The 16,097-nt window shown below is 65.2% G+C and carries 15 protein-coding genes; 9 read left to right on the top strand and 6 right to left on the bottom strand.

All coding sequences use genetic code 11. From position 1 onward, the window contains the following. Window positions 1-6 precede the first annotated feature (6 nt). Complete coding sequence (locus ACSKT0_RS02180) at window positions 7-2,112, top strand: DUF6807 family protein (protein ID WP_437772302.1); 2,106 nt, start codon at window positions 7-9, stop codon at window positions 2,110-2,112. Window positions 2,113-2,175: 63 nt separating this feature from the next. On the opposite strand, the gene ACSKT0_RS02175 is transcribed toward ACSKT0_RS02180, so the two are convergent. The 3 genes from ACSKT0_RS02175 to ACSKT0_RS02165 are packed head-to-tail and all read right to left on the bottom strand — an operon-like array spanning window position 2,176 to window position 5,395. After that, window positions 2,176-3,015, bottom strand: coding sequence for a sugar phosphate isomerase/epimerase family protein (locus tag ACSKT0_RS02175; RefSeq protein WP_437772301.1), 840 nt, complete (start codon window positions 3,013-3,015; stop codon window positions 2,176-2,178). Next, a complete protein-coding gene (locus ACSKT0_RS02170; RefSeq protein WP_437772300.1) occupies window positions 3,012-4,226 on the bottom strand; it encodes a dihydrodipicolinate synthase family protein in 1,215 nt (404 codons plus the stop codon). Before ACSKT0_RS02170 ends, ACSKT0_RS02175 begins: the two co-directional genes overlap by 4 nt. Then, on the bottom strand, window positions 4,226-5,395 hold the full coding sequence (locus tag ACSKT0_RS02165; protein WP_437772299.1) for a Gfo/Idh/MocA family protein: 1,170 nt from the start codon (window positions 5,393-5,395) through the stop codon (window positions 4,226-4,228). The genes ACSKT0_RS02170 and ACSKT0_RS02165 overlap by 1 nt, the downstream gene beginning before the upstream one ends. Before the next feature lie 169 nt (window positions 5,396-5,564). Between ACSKT0_RS02165 and ACSKT0_RS02160 the strand changes: the two genes are divergently transcribed. The 3 genes from ACSKT0_RS02160 to ACSKT0_RS02150 all read left to right on the top strand — a co-directional run bounded on the left by ACSKT0_RS02160 (window position 5,565) and on the right by ACSKT0_RS02150 (window position 8,675). Next, a complete protein-coding gene (locus ACSKT0_RS02160; protein WP_437772298.1) occupies window positions 5,565-6,620 on the top strand; it encodes a LacI family DNA-binding transcriptional regulator in 1,056 nt (351 codons plus the stop codon). 262 nt (window positions 6,621-6,882) lie between these two features. Continuing rightward, window positions 6,883-8,277, top strand: coding sequence for an MFS transporter (locus tag ACSKT0_RS02155; RefSeq protein ID WP_437772297.1), 1,395 nt, complete (start codon window positions 6,883-6,885; stop codon window positions 8,275-8,277). 65 nt (window positions 8,278-8,342) lie between these two features. Then, complete coding sequence (locus tag ACSKT0_RS02150; RefSeq protein ID WP_437772296.1) at window positions 8,343-8,675, top strand: L-rhamnose mutarotase; 333 nt, start codon at window positions 8,343-8,345, stop codon at window positions 8,673-8,675. A gap of 116 nt (window positions 8,676-8,791) precedes the next feature. Here ACSKT0_RS02150 and ACSKT0_RS02145 read toward each other — a convergent pair whose 3' ends face one another. Together ACSKT0_RS02145 and ACSKT0_RS02140 are read right to left on the bottom strand one after the other, a co-directional pair. Next, on the bottom strand, window positions 8,792-10,045 hold the full coding sequence (locus ACSKT0_RS02145; RefSeq protein WP_437772295.1) for an acyl-CoA dehydrogenase family protein: 1,254 nt from the start codon (window positions 10,043-10,045) through the stop codon (window positions 8,792-8,794). Then, window positions 10,042-10,833 (bottom strand): SDR family NAD(P)-dependent oxidoreductase, encoded by a 792-nt coding sequence (locus tag ACSKT0_RS02140; RefSeq protein ID WP_437772294.1) that lies wholly within the window; start codon window positions 10,831-10,833, stop codon window positions 10,042-10,044. Before ACSKT0_RS02140 ends, ACSKT0_RS02145 begins: the two co-directional genes overlap by 4 nt. A 110-nt stretch (window positions 10,834-10,943) precedes the next feature. Here ACSKT0_RS02140 and ACSKT0_RS02135 point away from each other — a divergent pair, with 110 nt between their 5' ends. Both ACSKT0_RS02135 and ACSKT0_RS02130 read left to right on the top strand, forming a co-directional pair. Then, entirely contained in the window at window positions 10,944-12,140 is a 1,197-nt protein-coding gene (locus tag ACSKT0_RS02135; RefSeq protein ID WP_437772293.1) for a glycoside hydrolase family 76 protein, read from the top strand. A gap of 9 nt (window positions 12,141-12,149) precedes the next feature. Next, a complete protein-coding gene (locus tag ACSKT0_RS02130) occupies window positions 12,150-12,668 on the top strand; it encodes a hypothetical protein (protein ID WP_437772292.1) in 519 nt (172 codons plus the stop codon). A gap of 10 nt (window positions 12,669-12,678) precedes the next feature. Here the strand turns inward: ACSKT0_RS02130 and ACSKT0_RS02125 are convergent, their stop codons facing one another. Then, window positions 12,679-13,281 carry a YdeI/OmpD-associated family protein gene (locus ACSKT0_RS02125; RefSeq protein WP_437772291.1) on the bottom strand — a complete coding sequence of 201 codons (603 nt, stop codon included), beginning with the start codon at window positions 13,279-13,281 and terminating at the stop codon, window positions 12,679-12,681. Window positions 13,282-13,605: 324 nt separating this feature from the next. Here ACSKT0_RS02125 and ACSKT0_RS02120 point away from each other — a divergent pair, with 324 nt between their 5' ends. The 3 genes from ACSKT0_RS02120 to ACSKT0_RS02110 all read left to right on the top strand — a co-directional run bounded on the left by ACSKT0_RS02120 (window position 13,606) and on the right by ACSKT0_RS02110 (window position 16,053). After that, window positions 13,606-14,145: an NUDIX hydrolase family protein gene (locus tag ACSKT0_RS02120; RefSeq protein WP_059388553.1), complete on the top strand. Its 540-nt coding sequence runs from the start codon at window positions 13,606-13,608 to the stop codon at window positions 14,143-14,145. 89 nt (window positions 14,146-14,234) lie between these two features. Next, complete coding sequence (locus tag ACSKT0_RS02115) at window positions 14,235-15,266, top strand: DUF6707 family protein (protein ID WP_437772290.1); 1,032 nt, start codon at window positions 14,235-14,237, stop codon at window positions 15,264-15,266. 61 nt (window positions 15,267-15,327) lie between these two features. Then, window positions 15,328-16,053 (top strand): SRPBCC domain-containing protein, encoded by a 726-nt coding sequence (locus ACSKT0_RS02110; RefSeq protein WP_437772289.1) that lies wholly within the window; start codon window positions 15,328-15,330, stop codon window positions 16,051-16,053. Window positions 16,054-16,097 lie beyond the last annotated feature (44 nt).

Here is a 16,097-nt window from a genome sequence, read left to right as displayed (position 1 = left end):
AGAGCCATGGGCACCCTGTCCACGCCCGTCCCGGCAGAATACAAACAGCCCGGCCATGAGCCCAGCAGGGTTGCCCTTATAGGGGTCCACGGCTTCGGCGCGCACCACTTGCAGAACCTCGAAAGGCTCCAGGCCAACGGCGTCGTCCGCCTTGTTGCCGTGGCAGATCCGAATCCGCCTGCCCCCGGCGCCCTCCCGCCCGGAACCGCTGTATTCGGCACCTTGGACGAACTCCTGGCGGGAACCCCGGCGCTGGACCTCGTCATTGTGGCCACTCCGATCCAGACGCACGCGCAACTCGCCCTCTCAACGCTCGCCTATGCCGATTTGTACCTCGAGAAGCCTCCGGTCGCTTCCCTCGCCGATTTCAATCGTTTGCAGGAAGCCGCCACTGCGGCCGGCAGGAGCGTCCAAGTCGGCTTCCAGAGCCTCGGATCCCGCGGCCTCCAGGCCATAGAGGAGTTGCTTGCGGAAGGAGAGATCGGCACGCTTCTGGGCATCTCGGCCACCGGGCGTTGGGTGCGTGACCGCGCCTATTACAAACGCTCCCGCTGGGCGGGCAAACGCAGCCTTGACGGCATCGACGTCGTTGACGGTGTAGCGACCAACCCGCTGGCCCACGCCATCGCCACCGCCCTGAGGATCGCGGGAGCGCGGACGGTGGACGATCTTGCCTCTGTGGAAACGGACCTGTACCGCGCCAATGACATCGAATCCGACGACACCTCCGTGATCCGGATCCGCACGGCTGCGGGCCTGCCGATCACGTGCGCGCTCACCCTCTGCGCCGCCGAATCCGTGGAACCGTACATCACCCTGCAGGGCAGCGAGGGCACGGCGAAGTTCTATTACACCGAAGACCGCCTCACGGTCAGCTCTGCCGCCGGGACGCGCGAAACCGTGTACAGCCGGGTGGACCTCACCGAGGACCTGCTGGAGCATCGCCACCAGCAGCGCTCGACGCCGGTTACGGGAACGATCAGCCCCGCAACCGGCGCGCCGCTGATCAGCCCGCTCGCGGACAGCGGCGCCTTCATGCAGGTCCTGGAGGCCATCCGCACCGCGGAATCTCCCGCACTGATCCCGGAGCAGTACGTCACTTGGGAGGGCGAAGGTGACGGCGCCCGTGCCGTGGTCGACGGAATCGAAGACGCCCTGGAACGCGCGACGGCGGCGCACGCCACCTTCAGCGAACTTTGCTTGCCTTGGGCGCGGCCAGCCGTCGACGCCGGAAGGCCGGTTTTGAGCCTGTCCGACGGCGGCGAGCCTGGCGCCTTTGCGATTGAAAGCGGCCAGGCCGCCGTCGCATTGGCAACCCTGCAGAGCGGCGCCGGCCTCGCCGCGCGGCTCTCCCCGCGGCCCTATCTGCACCCGGTCCGAACCCTCGTCGGAGTCACCGTCACCGACCATCTGCCAGCGGACCACTCCTGGCACCTCGGCGCGGGATTCGCCTTGCAGGATGTGAACGGAACCAATTTCTGGGGCGGCAAGACGTATACCCGCGCTGCCGGCCGTTACGAAGAACGGCAAGACCACGGGCGCATCATCGAGGTGTTCACCACGTCCGGTCCAGGCCATCTGGAGCAGGAATTGAGCTGGCAGGCACCGGACGGCGCAGAACTTCTCCGCGAAGGCCGCGCCACCCGCTCCCGGCAGCTTGACCACCGCACGTGGCAACTGGAGCTAAGAACGGAGCTGACCGCCGTCGTCGACTCCTCACTTGGCAGTCCCGGCTCGAACGGCGCCCTCGCAAGCGGCTACGGCGGCTTCTTCTGGCGTTTGCCCGCCTCCGCCGGGGCAGAAGTCTTCACAGCGGAAAGTCGCGGTGAACCCGAAGTCCACGGCTCGGCGTCGCCATGGCTGGCCTGGGCAGCAGACTTCCCTGAAGGTCCCGCCACACTGGTGTTCGCCGCCCCGGCCGAGGCGCAGGATCCTTGGTTCGTTCGGATGGCGAATTACCCAGCAGTGGGTTCGGCCCTGGCTTGGGAGCGGCCGGTGGACCTTGCGGCAGGCGAATCCTTGGTCCGCACCTTCGCGGTGTGGATCGTCGACGGCAGGCTGTCTCCGGCCGAGGTCGCCGAGCTGCTGGCCGGAGGTTCCGCCGCAGGATAAGCACGCAGAAAGGCGGGGGCTCAGTTCAGTTCAAACTGAGTCCCCGCCTTTTGTATTGGGTGCCTAGGCGTACGGAACCACGAGTTCCGCGTAGAGCTGTTTCATGGTTTCCAGGACCGAATCGCCGTCGGCGTCCCAGATGTCCTGGTTGAAGATTTCCACTTCGATGTCGCCCGTGTAACCGGCGTCGCGCACCCAGGTGCCGATCGTCGCGAAGTCGATCACTCCGTCGCCCATCATGCCGCGGGACAGCAGGGCGTCGGCAGCGATCGGAAGGTTGAAGTCGCACACCTGGTAGGAGGCGATCCGGTTTTCGCGGCCGGCCCGCTGGATCTGTTGCTTCAGTTCCGGATCCCACCACACGTGGAAGGTGTCGACGGCGACGCCAACCGCCTTCGCGTCGTACGGTGCGGCGAGGTCGAGTGCCTGGCCCAGCGTCGAGATGAGGGCCCGGTCCGCGGCGTACATCGGGTGCAGCGGTTCGAGCACCAGCCGGACCCCGTGTTCGACGGCGACGGGCACCAGGTCCTCGAGGCGATCGGCAACGCGCTGGCGGGCTGCGACGACGTCCTTCTCGCCCGGGGCGAGCCCGCCGACCACCAGGAACAGCTCCCGCGTATCGAGCGCCACGGCTTCCAGGATGGCCGTGCGGTTGTCCGCCAGCGCAGCCGCCTGCCCTTCGGCGTCGGCCGCTGTGAGGAAGCCGCCCCGGCAGAGGGACGAGACGCGAAGTCCGGCGTCCTTGATCAGCTTGGCCGCCTTCTCCAGGCCGGTGTCGGCGACGATGTCCCGCCACGGTCCGATCGCAGGAATTCCGGCCCGGACGCAACCGTCCACGGCCTCGGCGAGGGTCCATTTCTTGGTGGTGGCGCTGTTAAGTGACAGCCGTGAAAAGTCGCTCATGCGCCAACTCCGTTGATGCGGAGGTAATCCGACATCCGGAAGGCTGCCAGTGCGGGATCGCGCAGGAGCCCGGCCTGGTCGGCGAGTTCGAAGGTGCGCGCCAGGTGGACCACGGAGCGCCCCGAGTGCAGTCCGCCGACCATTTGGAATCCGGGCTGCTTGCCATTGAGCCAGGACATGAAGGCGATCCCGGTCTTGTAGTAGAACGTCGGTGCACTGAAGATGTGTTTGCCGAGTTCGCGGGTGGAGTCCAGGATGGCGCGCCCGTCCGCGGCGTCGCCGGCGTCGTACTTCTGCAACGCCACCGAAGCGGCAGGGTAGATCGCGGCGAAGATGCCCAGCAGCGCGTCCGAGTGGTGGACGCCGTCGCCGTCGATCAGTTCCGGGTAGTTGAAATCGTCGCCGGTGTAGAGGCGGACGTCTTCCGGCAGGGCTGCGCGCAGTTCAACTTCATGGGAAGCGTCCAGAAGCGAGACTTTCACGCCATCCACTTTGTCCGCGTGATCGCGGATGAGGCCAAGGAAGGTGTCTGTTGCCTCGGCGACGTCGTCCGAGCCCCAATAGCCGGCCAGTGCGGGGTCGAACATCGTCCCGAGCCAGTGCAGGATGACCGGTTGGTCCACTTCGCTGAGGAGCGTGGAGTAGACGTGCAGGTAGTCCTCGGGGCTTGCAGCCACTTTGGCCAGCGCCCGGGACGCCATGACGATGACCTTCGGTCCGGCTTCGCTCACGACGGCAATCTGCTCGCGGTACGCGTCCAACACTGCCTTGATGCCCGCGGGACCCTCGGGAACAGAGTCAAGGTCCAGCTGGTCCGTTCCGGCGCCGCAGGAGACGAGGTCCTGGACGCTCTTGCCGGCAGTGGCGGCGTTGCCGGACACCACGACGGACGCAGCTTCGACGCCGGTTCGCTTGATGAGCTGCTGCGTGGCGGCCCAGTCCAGGCCCATGCCGCGCTGGGCGGTGTCCATGGCATCGGCAACGCCCAGGCCGTAGGACCACAGCTCGTGCCGGTACGCCATCGTGGCGTCCCAGTCCAAGTGCGCCGGGGCGCCCGGGGTGTTGTCGGCCGTCGTTTCTGGGATGACATGTGCCGCGGCGTAGGCGCGCCGGGACGTCAGCGGTGCCGTCGGCCTGGACCACGACGTGGCCGGCTGCACCTTGTAGAGGCGGGTCCCGCCGTCGTGGTTTGGAAGCAGAAGGGAAGTCATCAGAGCACGATCTCCGGGATATCAATGGTGCGGCGCTCGGCCGAGGACAGCAGTCCGAGTTCGGCGAGCTGCACGCCGCGGGCGGCGGAAAGGAGCCCGAAGCGGTGTTCCCGGCCGGCGACGACGTCGCGCAGGAATTCTTCCCACTGCAGCTTGAAGCCGTTGTCCAGATCGGCGTTGGCCGGGACTTCCTGCCACTGGCTGCGGAAGGACTCCGTGACGGGCAAGTCCGGGTTCCAGACCGGCTTGGGCGTGTGGGCGCGCTGCTGCGCCACGCACTTGTTCAAGCCCGCGACGGCTGAACCGTGCGTGCCGTCGATCTGGAACTCCACGAGTTCGTCGCGGTAGACGCGGACGGCCCAGGAGGAGTTGATCTGTCCGACGACGTCGTCCCCGCCCGGGGTCTCGAGCTCGAAAATGCCGTAGGAGGCGTCGTCGGCCGTGGCCTTGTATTCCTTGCCCTGCTCGTCCCAGCGGGCCGGGATGTGGGTGGCGGTCTTGGCGTTGACGCTCTTGACCTTGCCGATGATGCCTTCAAGAACGTAGTTCCAGTGGCAGAACATATCCGTTGTCATGCCGCCCCCGTCTTCCTTGCGGTAGTTCCAGGACGGGCGCTGCGCTGACTGGACGTCGCCTTCGAAGACCCAGTAGCCGAACTCGCCGCGGATCGAGAGGATCCGGCCGAAGAAGCCCTCGTCCACGAGGCGGCGCAGCTTCACCAGGCCAGGCAGGTACAGCTTGTCGTGCACCACGCCGGCCGTGACGCCGGATTCCTTGCCGATACGGGCCAGTTCGATGGCTTCCTCCAGCGTCTCCGCCGTCGGCTTTTCAGTGAAAATATGCTTCCCGGCGCGCATGGCCTTCTTCAGCGTCGCGGCGCGGAGGCTGGTCATTGACGCATCGAAAACGACGTCGACCGTGGGGTCGCTGATGACCGCGTCGAGGTCGGTGGACCACTCGGAAACCTTGTGGAGTTCGGCGAGTTCGCGGATCTTCGCCTCGTTGCGGCCCACCAGGATCGGTTCGACCTGGACGCGCGTGCCGTCCGCCAAGGTGAAGCCCCCGGCGTCCCGGATGGGGAGGATGGAACGCAGCAGGTGCTGGCGGTAGCCCATCCGGCCGGTGATGCCGTTCATGGCGATTCTTATCGTCTTTGTTTCGTAGCCCATGAGTCCTTCTTCAGGTGGAAAGTTATGAGATGGGAAAGCGCATTCCCAATGCATTCATGATGACACGCAGCTCGAGGTCTGGCAATCGCTTTCCCAAGGCCGGTTAGCACTGCAATAATCGGATGTTGCTGAAAGTGCCGAGGCTGAGGCTTTTGAAGAGGAGTTGTCCGTGACTGCAAGCACGCTGTCCGAAGTGGCCAAACTGGCCGGCGTCTCCCCCGCCACGGCCTCCCGGGTGCTCAATGGTTCCGCCAGGACACCCGCACCGGAGATCGCCGAGCGCGTCCGGCAGGCGGCAGACACCCTCGGCTACATCGCGAACGCCCAGGCCCAGGCCCTGGCGAAATCGAGCACGGGGCTCATTGGCCTGATCGTGCACGACATCGCGGACCCATATTTTTCCGCCATAGCGCAGGGCGTCCAGGCCGCAGCGCGGCAGGAGCGCCGCATGGTCCTGCTCGCCACCACCAACGGCACACCCGCCGAGGAGAAGGAAGCTGTCGCCGCCTTCGCTGCACGGCGGGCCGAGTCGATCGTCATCGCAGGATCGCGTTCAACACGTTCCGAAGACGCCCGCGCGAACACCGAGCTAGCCGCCGAATTGGACCGTTACTGCCGCAACGGCGGGCGCGTGGGCGTCGTCGGGCAAGCGATTCTAGGCGTCGCCGAAACGGCAAACTACCGCACCATCGCGGTCCCTAACGAGCAACTTGCGCGGGATCTGGCGCGCGCATTGGCGCGCACCCACAAAGGGCCGTTCGTCATTGTGGCCGGGCCGGAGGGGCTGACCACTTCGGATGAGCGCGTCATGGGATTCCAACGAGGCTTGTCCGACGCCGGCCAGCCCGCCGCGGATGTTGTGCACGTCGCGTTCAACCGGAACGGCGGTTTCGACGCCGGCATTGAACTGGCCTGGCGGATCAAGGCGTCCGACGGATCGGGGTCGGATCAACGCTTGTGCATTTTCGCGACCAACGATGTCATGGCCATCGGCGTGGCCGCCGCATTGAGGGACCAGGGGCTCAGAGTCCCCCATGACGCCGGCCTCGCAGGGTTCGACGACATCGAATGGCTCCGGGACTTCCGGCCGGCGCTCTCCACCGTAAGTCTGCCGCTGGAAGAAATCGGACGACTGGCAACCATGGCGGCCCTTTCCGACGACGACGGCGATCCTTCCGCCGTCGCGGGCAGCGTCACCCTCCGCAGGAGCACGAGTTCGCCCTAGTTCCCCGGGTTCGCGGCGGCTCTACCGATGACCCGATCATGCCGGGCCGATAGGTCCCGCCGGTGTGACCGGCGCAACAACTTAACCTTGACAGCGGGGCTGTGCGGGTGTCTGATGGAAAGCGCTTACCAGATGGGAAAGCGCATACCAAGCGGAAGTTCACTCCGATTCTTGCGATGGCGCTGCACTCCTACTGGAAACCACACCCAAAGGCGGGAAGGCCCTTCCAGTGGCCCCAACGACTTGTCCAAAGGAGGACAATATGAAGATCGACGCGAGCAGGCAGCGAAGTTCAATCGAACCGCGACAGTCCAGCACCACGAGGAAGGCGGCAGCCAGCGGCTGGATCGGCAGCGCCCTTGAGTACTACGACTGGTTTATCTATGCACAGGCCGCCGCGCTGGTGTTTCCCGGCGTCTTCTTCCCCTCGGGAAACCCGACCGTTGCGCTGATCGCTTCGCTTGGCACCTACGCCGTGGGCTATGTAGCCCGCCCCATCGGCGCATTCGTCCTGGGACAGTGGGGCGACAAACATGGCCGCAAGAACGTTCTGGTCTTGGCCATGTTGATGATGGGCGCGTCGACCTTCGCAGTCGCATTATTGCCCACCTACGGCCAGGTCGGCGTCTTGGCACCCGTCTTGCTGGTTGCCGTCCGGCTCATCCAAGGCTTCGCGGTGGCCGGCGAACTGAGCGGTGCCAGCGCCATGATCGTGGAGCACGCACCTTTCGGCCGCCGGGGCTTCTACGCAAGCTTCGCGCTCCAGGGCACCCAGGCCGGGCAGATCATCGCCGCCGCGGTCTTCCTCCCGCTCTCTGCCATGCTCTCCAGTGAATCGTTCAAATCCTGGGGCTGGCGCATTCCGTTCCTCCTCAGCGCCCTTGTGGTGTTCGCCGGGTACATGATCCGCCGCCGGGTCGAAGAAACCCCCATCTTCACCGAAGAAAAGGCGCACCAAGAGATCCCGAAGATGCCGATCGTCCGCGTGCTGCGCGAAAGCGGTCTCGACGTGGTTCGCGCAATCTGCATGACCCTGGTCAACGTCGTCGGCGTCACGGTGGCAGTGTTCGGTGCGGCTTACGCCACCCAGCCGGGCTACGGCGTCGGCATGAGCACTACCGTCTACCTCTGGATCCCGGTCCTGGCCAACGTCGTCGCGCTGGCCCTCATCCCCTTGTTCGGAGATCTGTCGGACCGTTTCGGCCGCAGGCCGTTGATGATCTTCGGCTCATTGAGCTCCGGGGTGCTGGCCTACGCCTACCTGTACGCGGTCAGCCAGAACAACGTACTGCTCACCATCATCCTCTCGATCCTCATGTGGGGCACGCTCTACCAAGTCTGGAACGCAACGTTCGCCAGCTACTTCCAGGAACTCTTCCCCGCCCGCACGCGAGTCACGGGATTCGCCATCTCGCAGAACATTGGCCTTGTCATCACCGCGTTCCTTCCGAGCATCTTCACGGCAATCGCCCCGCCGGGGTCCGCGAACGTACCGCTCATCATCGGGTCCATCTGCTTCGGAATCTGCATCATCGGAGCCGTGGCTGCCTGGTCGGCCCGGGAAACGTACCGCATCCCCCTCAATCAGCTGGGCACGCCGGACGCGACGCCGGTTCCCCGCGAGGAGTACCGGCGGCTCAGGAGCGGCACCCGGTAAGCTGCGCGATTTGCGGTGATTCGCGGGCTTTGAATGAAACGATTCACAGTAGGAGGAGAACCCACATGCGCATCTGCTTCCGTTCCTCGGTCAAACCCAGCCAGATTCCCGAATATCGACGCCGTCATGCGGTCGTATGGCCGGAGATGCTCCGAGAACTCAAGGCGGCCGGCTGGAACAACTATTCGTTGTTCCTCGCCGACGACGGGCTGCTAGTGGGATACGTGGAATGCGACGATTTCGACGCGGCACGAGCCCGCATGGCCCTGACTGATGTGAATGCCCGTTGGCAGGCAGAAATGGCACTGCTGTTCGAAGACGACGCACGGGCGCCGGACCAGGGATTCGTCCAACTCACGGAAATCTTCAATCTCGAGGACCAGTTGTCCAGGGACTGAGGCCTCACGCTCAAACCGGGGCTTGTTTCCCATCGCCGCGCTTCAAGCTCCGGCCTGGGAAACGAGCCCCGGAATGGCGCCCTGTGCCGCCGTCAAAGCGGCGTCCCGGAAACCCCTCAAACGATCGCGGAGACCCCTGTCACGGCCCGGCCCACGATGAGCGAGTTGATCTCGAACGATCCTTCATACGTGTAGATCGCCTCGGCATCGGCAAAGATCTTGGCCATCCGGTAATCGGTCACGATGCCGTTCCCGCCCAGGATGGACCGGCCCATCGCCACGGTTTCGCGCATCCGGGCGCTGCAGTACGACTTGGCCAGTGCCACCTGGGCCATCTGGGCTCCGCCGTGCCGCACTCCCTTGCTGTCCGTGTAAATGTCCTCCTGCAGCTGGGCGATCCGCACCATCATGCCCATGCTGGCCACGGCGTTGCCGAGCATGTCCACCAATTGCTGCTGGATGAGTTGGAACTTCGCAAGCGGGCGGCCGAACTGCTGGCGGTCAAGCGCATACTGGCGGGCGACGTCGAATGCCGCCAACTGCTGCCCCACGGCCTGCCAGGCCACCATGAGCCTTGATCCGCGCAGCAGGTGGTTGGTGTCGCTGAAACTGTTGATCCCGGAAAAACGATCCGCCTCGGCAATCCGGACGTCTTTGAGGACAATGTCGGCGTTTTGCACGGTGCGCAGGGCAATCTTGTTTTCGATCTTGGTCCGTGTCACCCCGGGCAGCGTGCCGTCCACGATGAAGCCGCGAATAGCGCCGTCGGCTTCGTCCCGGGCCCATACCAGCATGTGGTCGCAGAACGTCCCGTTGCCGATCCAGCGTTTGGCGCCGTTCAGCACCCAGTAGTCGCCGCCGTCGTCGGCTCCCCCGGCGACCCGGCGGGCCACCGTCTGCAGGCCGCCGGCCACGTCGGAGCCGTGGTCCGGTTCCGTGAGCGCGAACGCTCCGGTGGTCCGGAGGTTGGAGGCGTCGTCGAGGTAGCGGTCCTGCTGGTCCTTGGAGCCGAACTCGTAGAGCGCTTCGATGAAGAGGTCGTGGTGGACCATGAAGAACGTGGCAATGGAGGTGTCCACGCGGGTCATTTCCGCGATCACCAACCCTGCGAACAGGTTGCTGTAGCCGCGGTGCGTGGGGGTGCTCAGGCGAAGCGCGGCGAGCTTGGGCAGGATGTGCGCCGGAAACTCGGCCTTGTCCCACCAGTCCTTGGCATACGGCGCGATTTCCGTGGCCAGGAATTCCCGGAGCTCGTTGAGCTTGCGCTGTTCCTGGACGCTGAGGAGAGACTCGAAATCGAAAAAATCTGCCGAAGGCAGGGAACCTGCCGAAGGTTCGACGGCGGCCGCCAGCTTGTGGGCCTGGCTCACTTCGGTGCCATCCGGATCGCGCCGTCGAGGCGGATGGTTTCGCCGTTGAGCATGGCGTTTTCCACGATGTGCGCCACGAGGTTGGCATACTCGGCGGGGCGGCCAAGACGGGCCGGGTGCGGTACCTGCTGGCCGAGGGAGAGCTGTGCGTCCTGGGGCAAGCCGGCCAGCATGGGTGTTTCGAAGATGCCCGGTGCAATGGCCACGACACGCACCAGCGAGCGCGCAAATTCACGGGCCAGGGGCAACGTCATCGCGGCCACGGCTCCCTTTGACGCGGCATACGCAGGCTGCCCGATCTGGCCGTCGAAAGCCGCCACGGAGGCCGTGTTGATGATGACACCGCGCTCCTCCCCACCGAGCTCGGTAGACGCAGGTTCGTTTTCGGCCATCGCGGCGGCAGCCAGGCGGATCACGTTAAACGTGCCCACGAGGTTGATCTGGACGACCCTGTTGAAGTTCTCGAGCGGCAGCACGCCGTCTTTGCCGAGCACCTTGCCCGGGGTTGCCACGCCGGCGCAGTTGACCAGGATCCGGAGCGGGCCCAGCGCGACGGCAGCGTCGACGGCGGCCTGCACCTGCTCTTCATTGGTGACGTCGGCGGGGACGAACACGGCCCTGCCGACGGCGCCCGAGGCATTGAGTTCGGCGGCGAGGGACTCCCCGGGAGATGAGTGGAGGTCAAGCAGCACCACGGATGCTCCGGCGTCGAGCAATCGCCTTGCGGTTGCGGCCCCCAATCCCGAAGCCCCGCCGGTTATCAACGCAACTGCGCCCTTGATGTCCATCCATCCTCCTCGATGCAGAACCAAAATCCGTTAATGAATGTTAACTGAATCACTTTGATTGTGCACTGGAGAGGGGCCTGCGGCCAAGCGCGCGGCGTTAGGCTGTCACCATGTCCGCCCCCGAGACGCCGCACCGCTCCTCCGGAACACCGGATTGGGCCGCGCGAGCCGACCACGCCGCACGTTCGGTGACCCGGCATTTCGGACGGCGCCTCCTCTTGCTTCCCGGAACGCATCTTGCGGCGTCGGTCCGGCCGTCAACGCGTTTTCCGGGTCAGCCCTGGAACTACTGGTGGCAGGCGCATTACGTCGATTGCCTCGTGGACGCCGGGTTGCGCGAACTGGCCTCGGGATCAAGGTTCGACGGCGGTGATCGCCCTAGCGCTGGCGAGCTCGCTTCACGCCTGGTCACCACTATCCGCTTGCGCAATTTCGTGCGCTACGTCAACAGCTACTACGACGACATGGCATGGCTCGCCCTCGCCGTCCTGCGTTTGGACTCCCTGGCCGGGCGGGCGCACAAGCCGGGCCGCCGACGCAACGCCCGGCTGCAGAAAATCCTCTCACCGCGGTTCGAGTTGGCCTCCACGGACGACATGGGCGGAGGCACCTTCTGGAGCACCAAACGCGATTTCAAGAACACCCCGGCCACAGCGCCGGTGGCCCTGCACTTCGCCCGGACCGGCAAGCAGGACCGGGCCCAAAGGCTCCTGGACTGGCTTGATGCCACGCTCTTCGAACCCACCCGCGGCCTGTATCTCGACGGCGTTTGGATCAAGGAGGGCAAGCTCGTCCTCGCAGAAGAGATCTACACCTACAACCAGGGCCCCGTGCTCGGCGCCTTGTTGGAGTTGGGTGGAGACGCGAACCTGGGACGCGCGGCCGCCCTGGTGGCCTCGGTGGCCGAACACTTGACCGTCCCCGGTCCGTCTGACGGGCCGGGGAGGCTGGTTCTTCGCGGCGAAGGCACCGGCGACGGCGGACTCTTCACCGGGATCCTCGTCCGCTACCTGGCGCTCGCCGCCGGAGACGTGCGGTTGCCCTCCGTTACCCGCATTACCGCCGGGCATCTCGTGCTCAACACCGCGGAGGCGGTCTGGGCGGGGCGGACTGTGCGCACCGACGCTGCCAACTGGACGTCCGTGAAAGACGACGACGGCTGGCTCATCTTCTCGACGGAACCCCAGCGTCCGGCCGCCGAGACGTATCCGGAGGGCACCGCCGTCGAACTCTCCAGCCAACTTCAGGCGTGGATGCTGCTGGAAGCCGCCACGCGCGTCCGGCAAATTGTCAGTGCCGGGGCCTAGTCTGGAGCTGTGAACCCGATCCCGAGCCCGATACCTGTCACCGTGGTCGGTGCACCGCCGGAATGGTGGCAGATCGTTGGCGCGCTCAGCCCGCTCGCTGTCCTGGTTGCGGCGATCGTTGCCGCGATCGTTGGCCTCCTGTCGCTGCGGCAGAAGGCGCGGGCGGATAACAGGTCCGAATGGTGGCGTCGAGCTCAATGGGCGCTGGACGCTTCCCTGTCCCGCAGCCGCTCGGAGGCCGAAATGGGCCAGAAAGCCATCGAGATTCTGGGCCAAAGCGAACTCGCGTCACGGGAGGAACTCGCCCTCCTCAAAGTGGGCACAGAGGATGAGCTCCTGGCAGCTGCCACAGCATCCGAAACCCGCGCCGTCGCCCCCTCGCAGCGTCCCGATTCGGTGAGCGCTGAAGACCGCAAGGTCCAGATCGCCGCAGCAAAGGCCAGGGTCTTGCTGGACCAGCGGCTCGGGGAAGACACTCCAGGCTGGATCGTCGCTCTATCCCGAGAGAAGCCCGAAAAGCCCGAGTAGATCCCCGCGGTTACTCTGCCACCGCGGGCCTTTTCTTCTGCGGATACGGTGTCTCCTGCCGGGCCAACATCTCGACAAAGCCAGCGATCTTCCTGGCCCGCGTTTCCGCCTTCTTCACAGAGTTGGTGCGGTAGATCAGGGAATAGCGGTTGACCGCGGTCAGCACATCGAACATCGCCTGGGCCGCGGGAACTGCGGCGATGGCGGCCGCGAGGTCCTCCGGGACTTCCGCGTCCGCTTGGCCCACGTAGGCGGCTTCCCAACGCCCGTCCGCTTTGGCGCTGTCGACGGCGGCCCATCCGGCCGGGGTCATCTTGCCTTCAGCTTCCAAACGGGCAATGTGCCCCACGTTCCTTTTGGACCATGGGCTTTTGGGGCCGCGCCGGGTCATACGCTGGAAGACGCTTTCGTCGTCGCGCCTTCTGCCTTGGCCGTCGATCCAACCGAAACAAAGGGCCTCATCCAAGGCAGCGGCGTAATCGAGTTCCGTCACGTTGCCGCCCTTCTTGTGCAGCACGAGCCACACGCCAGGGCTATCGGCGCCGTTCTCTTCGAGCCAGGACCGCCACTCGGCAGCGTCTTTGACGATCAATTCTTCAAGTTCAACAGCCATGGCCCCATTCTGGTGCCAGCTAGGCTGTGACGAAAGCCCACGCACTACATGCCCAACCCTCGCTCACCTATATGGGCGCTTCCCGAAACGCCCGCTCATATATATCGGCCTTTCTCGAAACGCCCGCTCACCAATACTGGCCTTTCCCGAAACGCCCGCTCACCTCATCTGAGCGCGGGATCCCGATTTTGGCCACATACGTGAGCGAGCGTCGCCCGAATGGGCGATATAGGTGAGCGAGCGTTCCGGGGTTTGGGCTCGACGCAATCCTGGCTGTCTGATTCGTACGGCATGGAACTGCATGGGATGGGGTAGAACTTAACCATGAGTGTTCGTACCCCTGACCCGTACTCCGGTTGGCTTTCCGATGAAGACCTCTTCGAAGCCCGCGGCCGCCTCCCCATGGTTTACGTGGAGGCGGTTCCCGTGCGCCTGGATCCACTCGGATTCGTCAACGAGGTAGGTACCCTGCTCCAGGGCGACGCCGACGGCACCATGGTCCGATCCTTCGTGTCCGGCCGCGTGCTGTACCGCGAAACCATCCGGGCCGCGCTTTTGCGGCACATGGAAAAGGACCTCGGGCCCCTGGCCTTCCCCCAGTTGCCCGTCAGTCCCGTGCCGTTCACGGTGGCCGAATACTTCCCGGCGCCGTCGCAGACCGGCTTCACGGACGACCGCCAGCACGCAGTGTCCCTGGTCTATGTCATCCCCGTGACGGGCGAGTGCGAACCGCGCCAGGACGCCCTCGAGCTGACGTGGATGACGCCGCAGGAAATCCTCAGCGACGACGTCCAGCAGGAATTCAGCGGCGGTCGAGGCAATCTGGTACGCCAGGCCTTGGCTTTTGCCGGCGTCGGACAGTAGCGGCAGCGCGGGCAGTAGCCACCTCCCCGATTTGTCGGGTGGGTTTTATAGACTGTTGGGCGGACCCCAAGAGAACCAAAGGACTTCCGATGACTCACAGCCCGGCCGGCCAGCAGTACCGTGAAAAGCAGGCTGGGGCCCTGCAAATCGGGGACTACCTGTTCCTCCCTGGGGAGGGTCCCGCGGAGGAAATCACGCACGTCGAGCTCGAACACGACGATTTCGGCGTGCCCGCACTCATTCTGGTGACCACGCTCGACGGCGGAAAAGTGCGGATCGCGATCGGGTCCAGCGTCCCGGTGGGCGAAGCAGCTGTCGTTCCCGACGACCACGCGCTGCCCACGGAAGATCCGGCCACGCTTGCGGAGCCGGTTTCCGGCGACGCGCCCGACGCCGGTACCTCCGACGCCGGTGACTCACCCGCGGAAGCCGTTCCAGCCGTCGTCGTACCTCCCTTGCCTCCGGTGGCACCGACTGTCAGCCGGCCTGCGGGGCCGGACCCCGAGCAGCTCGCGCTGATCCCGGAACCGACCGACTCGCCGGAGGACGTCGTGGCCGCCGCTGCCGAAGCGCACCCGGGCAGGAACGGCGTCGCGGTACTGAGCGAACGCCTCATCAAGGGCATCAACACGAAGTCGGGAAGCTGCCTGCGGGATCTGAGCGACCTGGCCCACGATGTTTTCATCGAACTGCGGGATCCGGACCACGCCCTCGCGGTGGCCGATATTCTCAACGTGCTCCCCTACGACGGAAACCGCGACCGGTGGATGTCCGTTGAACGTTCCCTCGCACTTTCCAGCTTCATTTGCCGCGAGCTCGGCCAAACGGAACGCGCGGAAGTCTACGATCAACTCCTGCAAGCGCCGGACACCGTGGAGACAGACCCGTTCAAGGCCCGGATCGCCGCCAAGGTCCGGCAGCGCGGGCTCAACGAACCGAACCTGTACGACAAGGAAATCTTCCGCTCCATCGACAACGGCAACCGCGATGCCGAGCGTGAATGGCGGCTGCTCCGGCTCGAAACCCTGCTGTTCCTCCGTTCGCACGGCGGCTCGAACACCCTTGGCGTAGGTGAACTCGATCACCGGATCGCGAACGAACTCGAGGCCGTGCGGGCCTAGGCGCTATCGGAGGATTTCGCAAGACCTGTCGCGTTCGCGCCAAGGGCGGTAGATTCGGGCCATGACGAACAATCTGAGCGTTGTTGTTAATGCCGACGCGCAGCAAGTTTGGACTTCGCTGCGCGAACCGTCGCTCGTGGCTCAATGGCACGGCTGGGAGGCCGACGAGCTTGCCGACGAAATCAACCAGATCTACTTCAGCACCGCCGTGGTCGAGGGGCCTGACCACACAAGCCTCACGGTGAACGGCGGGGACGTCTTCGAACTGACCCCGGTCAGCGGAGGCACCGAAGTCCGCGTGACGCGGGCCGCCTTGGACCACGATTCCGAATGGGCCGCGTGGGACGAGGACATCACCCAAGGCTGGCTGACCTTCCTGCACCAGCTCCGATTCGCCCTGGAACGCCATCCACACGGGCACCGGCGTACGCATTTTGTCTCCCTGCCCGGCGGTAGCGGCTCCGGGATCCAGAAACTTGGCCTGGCCAACGTCCCGGCTCCCGGGGAGGAATACTCACTCACGCTCCCCACAGGCGAGGCCCTTTCCGGCAAGGTCTGGTTCCGGAGCAACCACCAGGTTGGCCTCACCGTTCACGGTTATGCGGAACACGGGGATGGGCTGCTGATTGTGGCTGACCAGCCGGTGATTCCGGAGAAGAGGCCCGACGGCGGCACTATCGTGATCGCTTCGACCTACGACCTGGGCGCGGCCAGTCTGGACTCGATCCGCTCCCACTGGGACGGCTGGAAGGCTGAGAACTACCCCACAGAGGTGCATTCGCACTGACGATTCACGCTCCGGGGCTGGCAGACTGTAACGGTGCCAGCCGA

The sequence above is a fragment of the Arthrobacter sp. KNU40 genome (genome assembly GCF_051515115.1).
In the GTDB taxonomy this organism is placed as follows: domain Bacteria; phylum Actinomycetota; class Actinomycetes; order Actinomycetales; family Micrococcaceae; genus Arthrobacter.
The sequence above is the reverse complement of the archived record's forward strand: the minus strand, read 5'-3'. Positions and strand labels throughout refer to the sequence as shown.

Coding starts and splice junctions, on each gene's coding strand:
- ACSKT0_RS02180 (WP_437772302.1), top strand. CDS start 7: ATGGGCACCCTGTCCACGCCCGTCCCGGCAGAATACAAACAGCCCGGC.
- ACSKT0_RS02175 (WP_437772301.1), bottom strand. CDS start 3,015: ATGAGCGACTTTTCACGGCTGTCACTTAACAGCGCCACCACCAAGAAA.
- ACSKT0_RS02170 (WP_437772300.1), bottom strand. CDS start 4,226: ATGACTTCCCTTCTGCTTCCAAACCACGACGGCGGGACCCGCCTCTAC.
- ACSKT0_RS02165 (WP_437772299.1), bottom strand. CDS start 5,395: ATGGGCTACGAAACAAAGACGATAAGAATCGCCATGAACGGCATCACC.
- ACSKT0_RS02155 (WP_437772297.1), top strand. CDS start 6,883: ATGAAGATCGACGCGAGCAGGCAGCGAAGTTCAATCGAACCGCGACAG.
- ACSKT0_RS02150 (WP_437772296.1), top strand. CDS start 8,343: ATGCGCATCTGCTTCCGTTCCTCGGTCAAACCCAGCCAGATTCCCGAA.
- ACSKT0_RS02140 (WP_437772294.1), bottom strand. CDS start 10,833: ATGGACATCAAGGGCGCAGTTGCGTTGATAACCGGCGGGGCTTCGGGA.
- ACSKT0_RS02135 (WP_437772293.1), top strand. CDS start 10,944: ATGTCCGCCCCCGAGACGCCGCACCGCTCCTCCGGAACACCGGATTGG.
- ACSKT0_RS02125 (WP_437772291.1), bottom strand. CDS start 13,281: ATGGCTGTTGAACTTGAAGAATTGATCGTCAAAGACGCTGCCGAGTGG.
- ACSKT0_RS02120 (WP_059388553.1), top strand. CDS start 13,606: ATGAGTGTTCGTACCCCTGACCCGTACTCCGGTTGGCTTTCCGATGAA.
- ACSKT0_RS02115 (WP_437772290.1), top strand. CDS start 14,235: ATGACTCACAGCCCGGCCGGCCAGCAGTACCGTGAAAAGCAGGCTGGG.
- ACSKT0_RS02110 (WP_437772289.1), top strand. CDS start 15,328: ATGACGAACAATCTGAGCGTTGTTGTTAATGCCGACGCGCAGCAAGTT.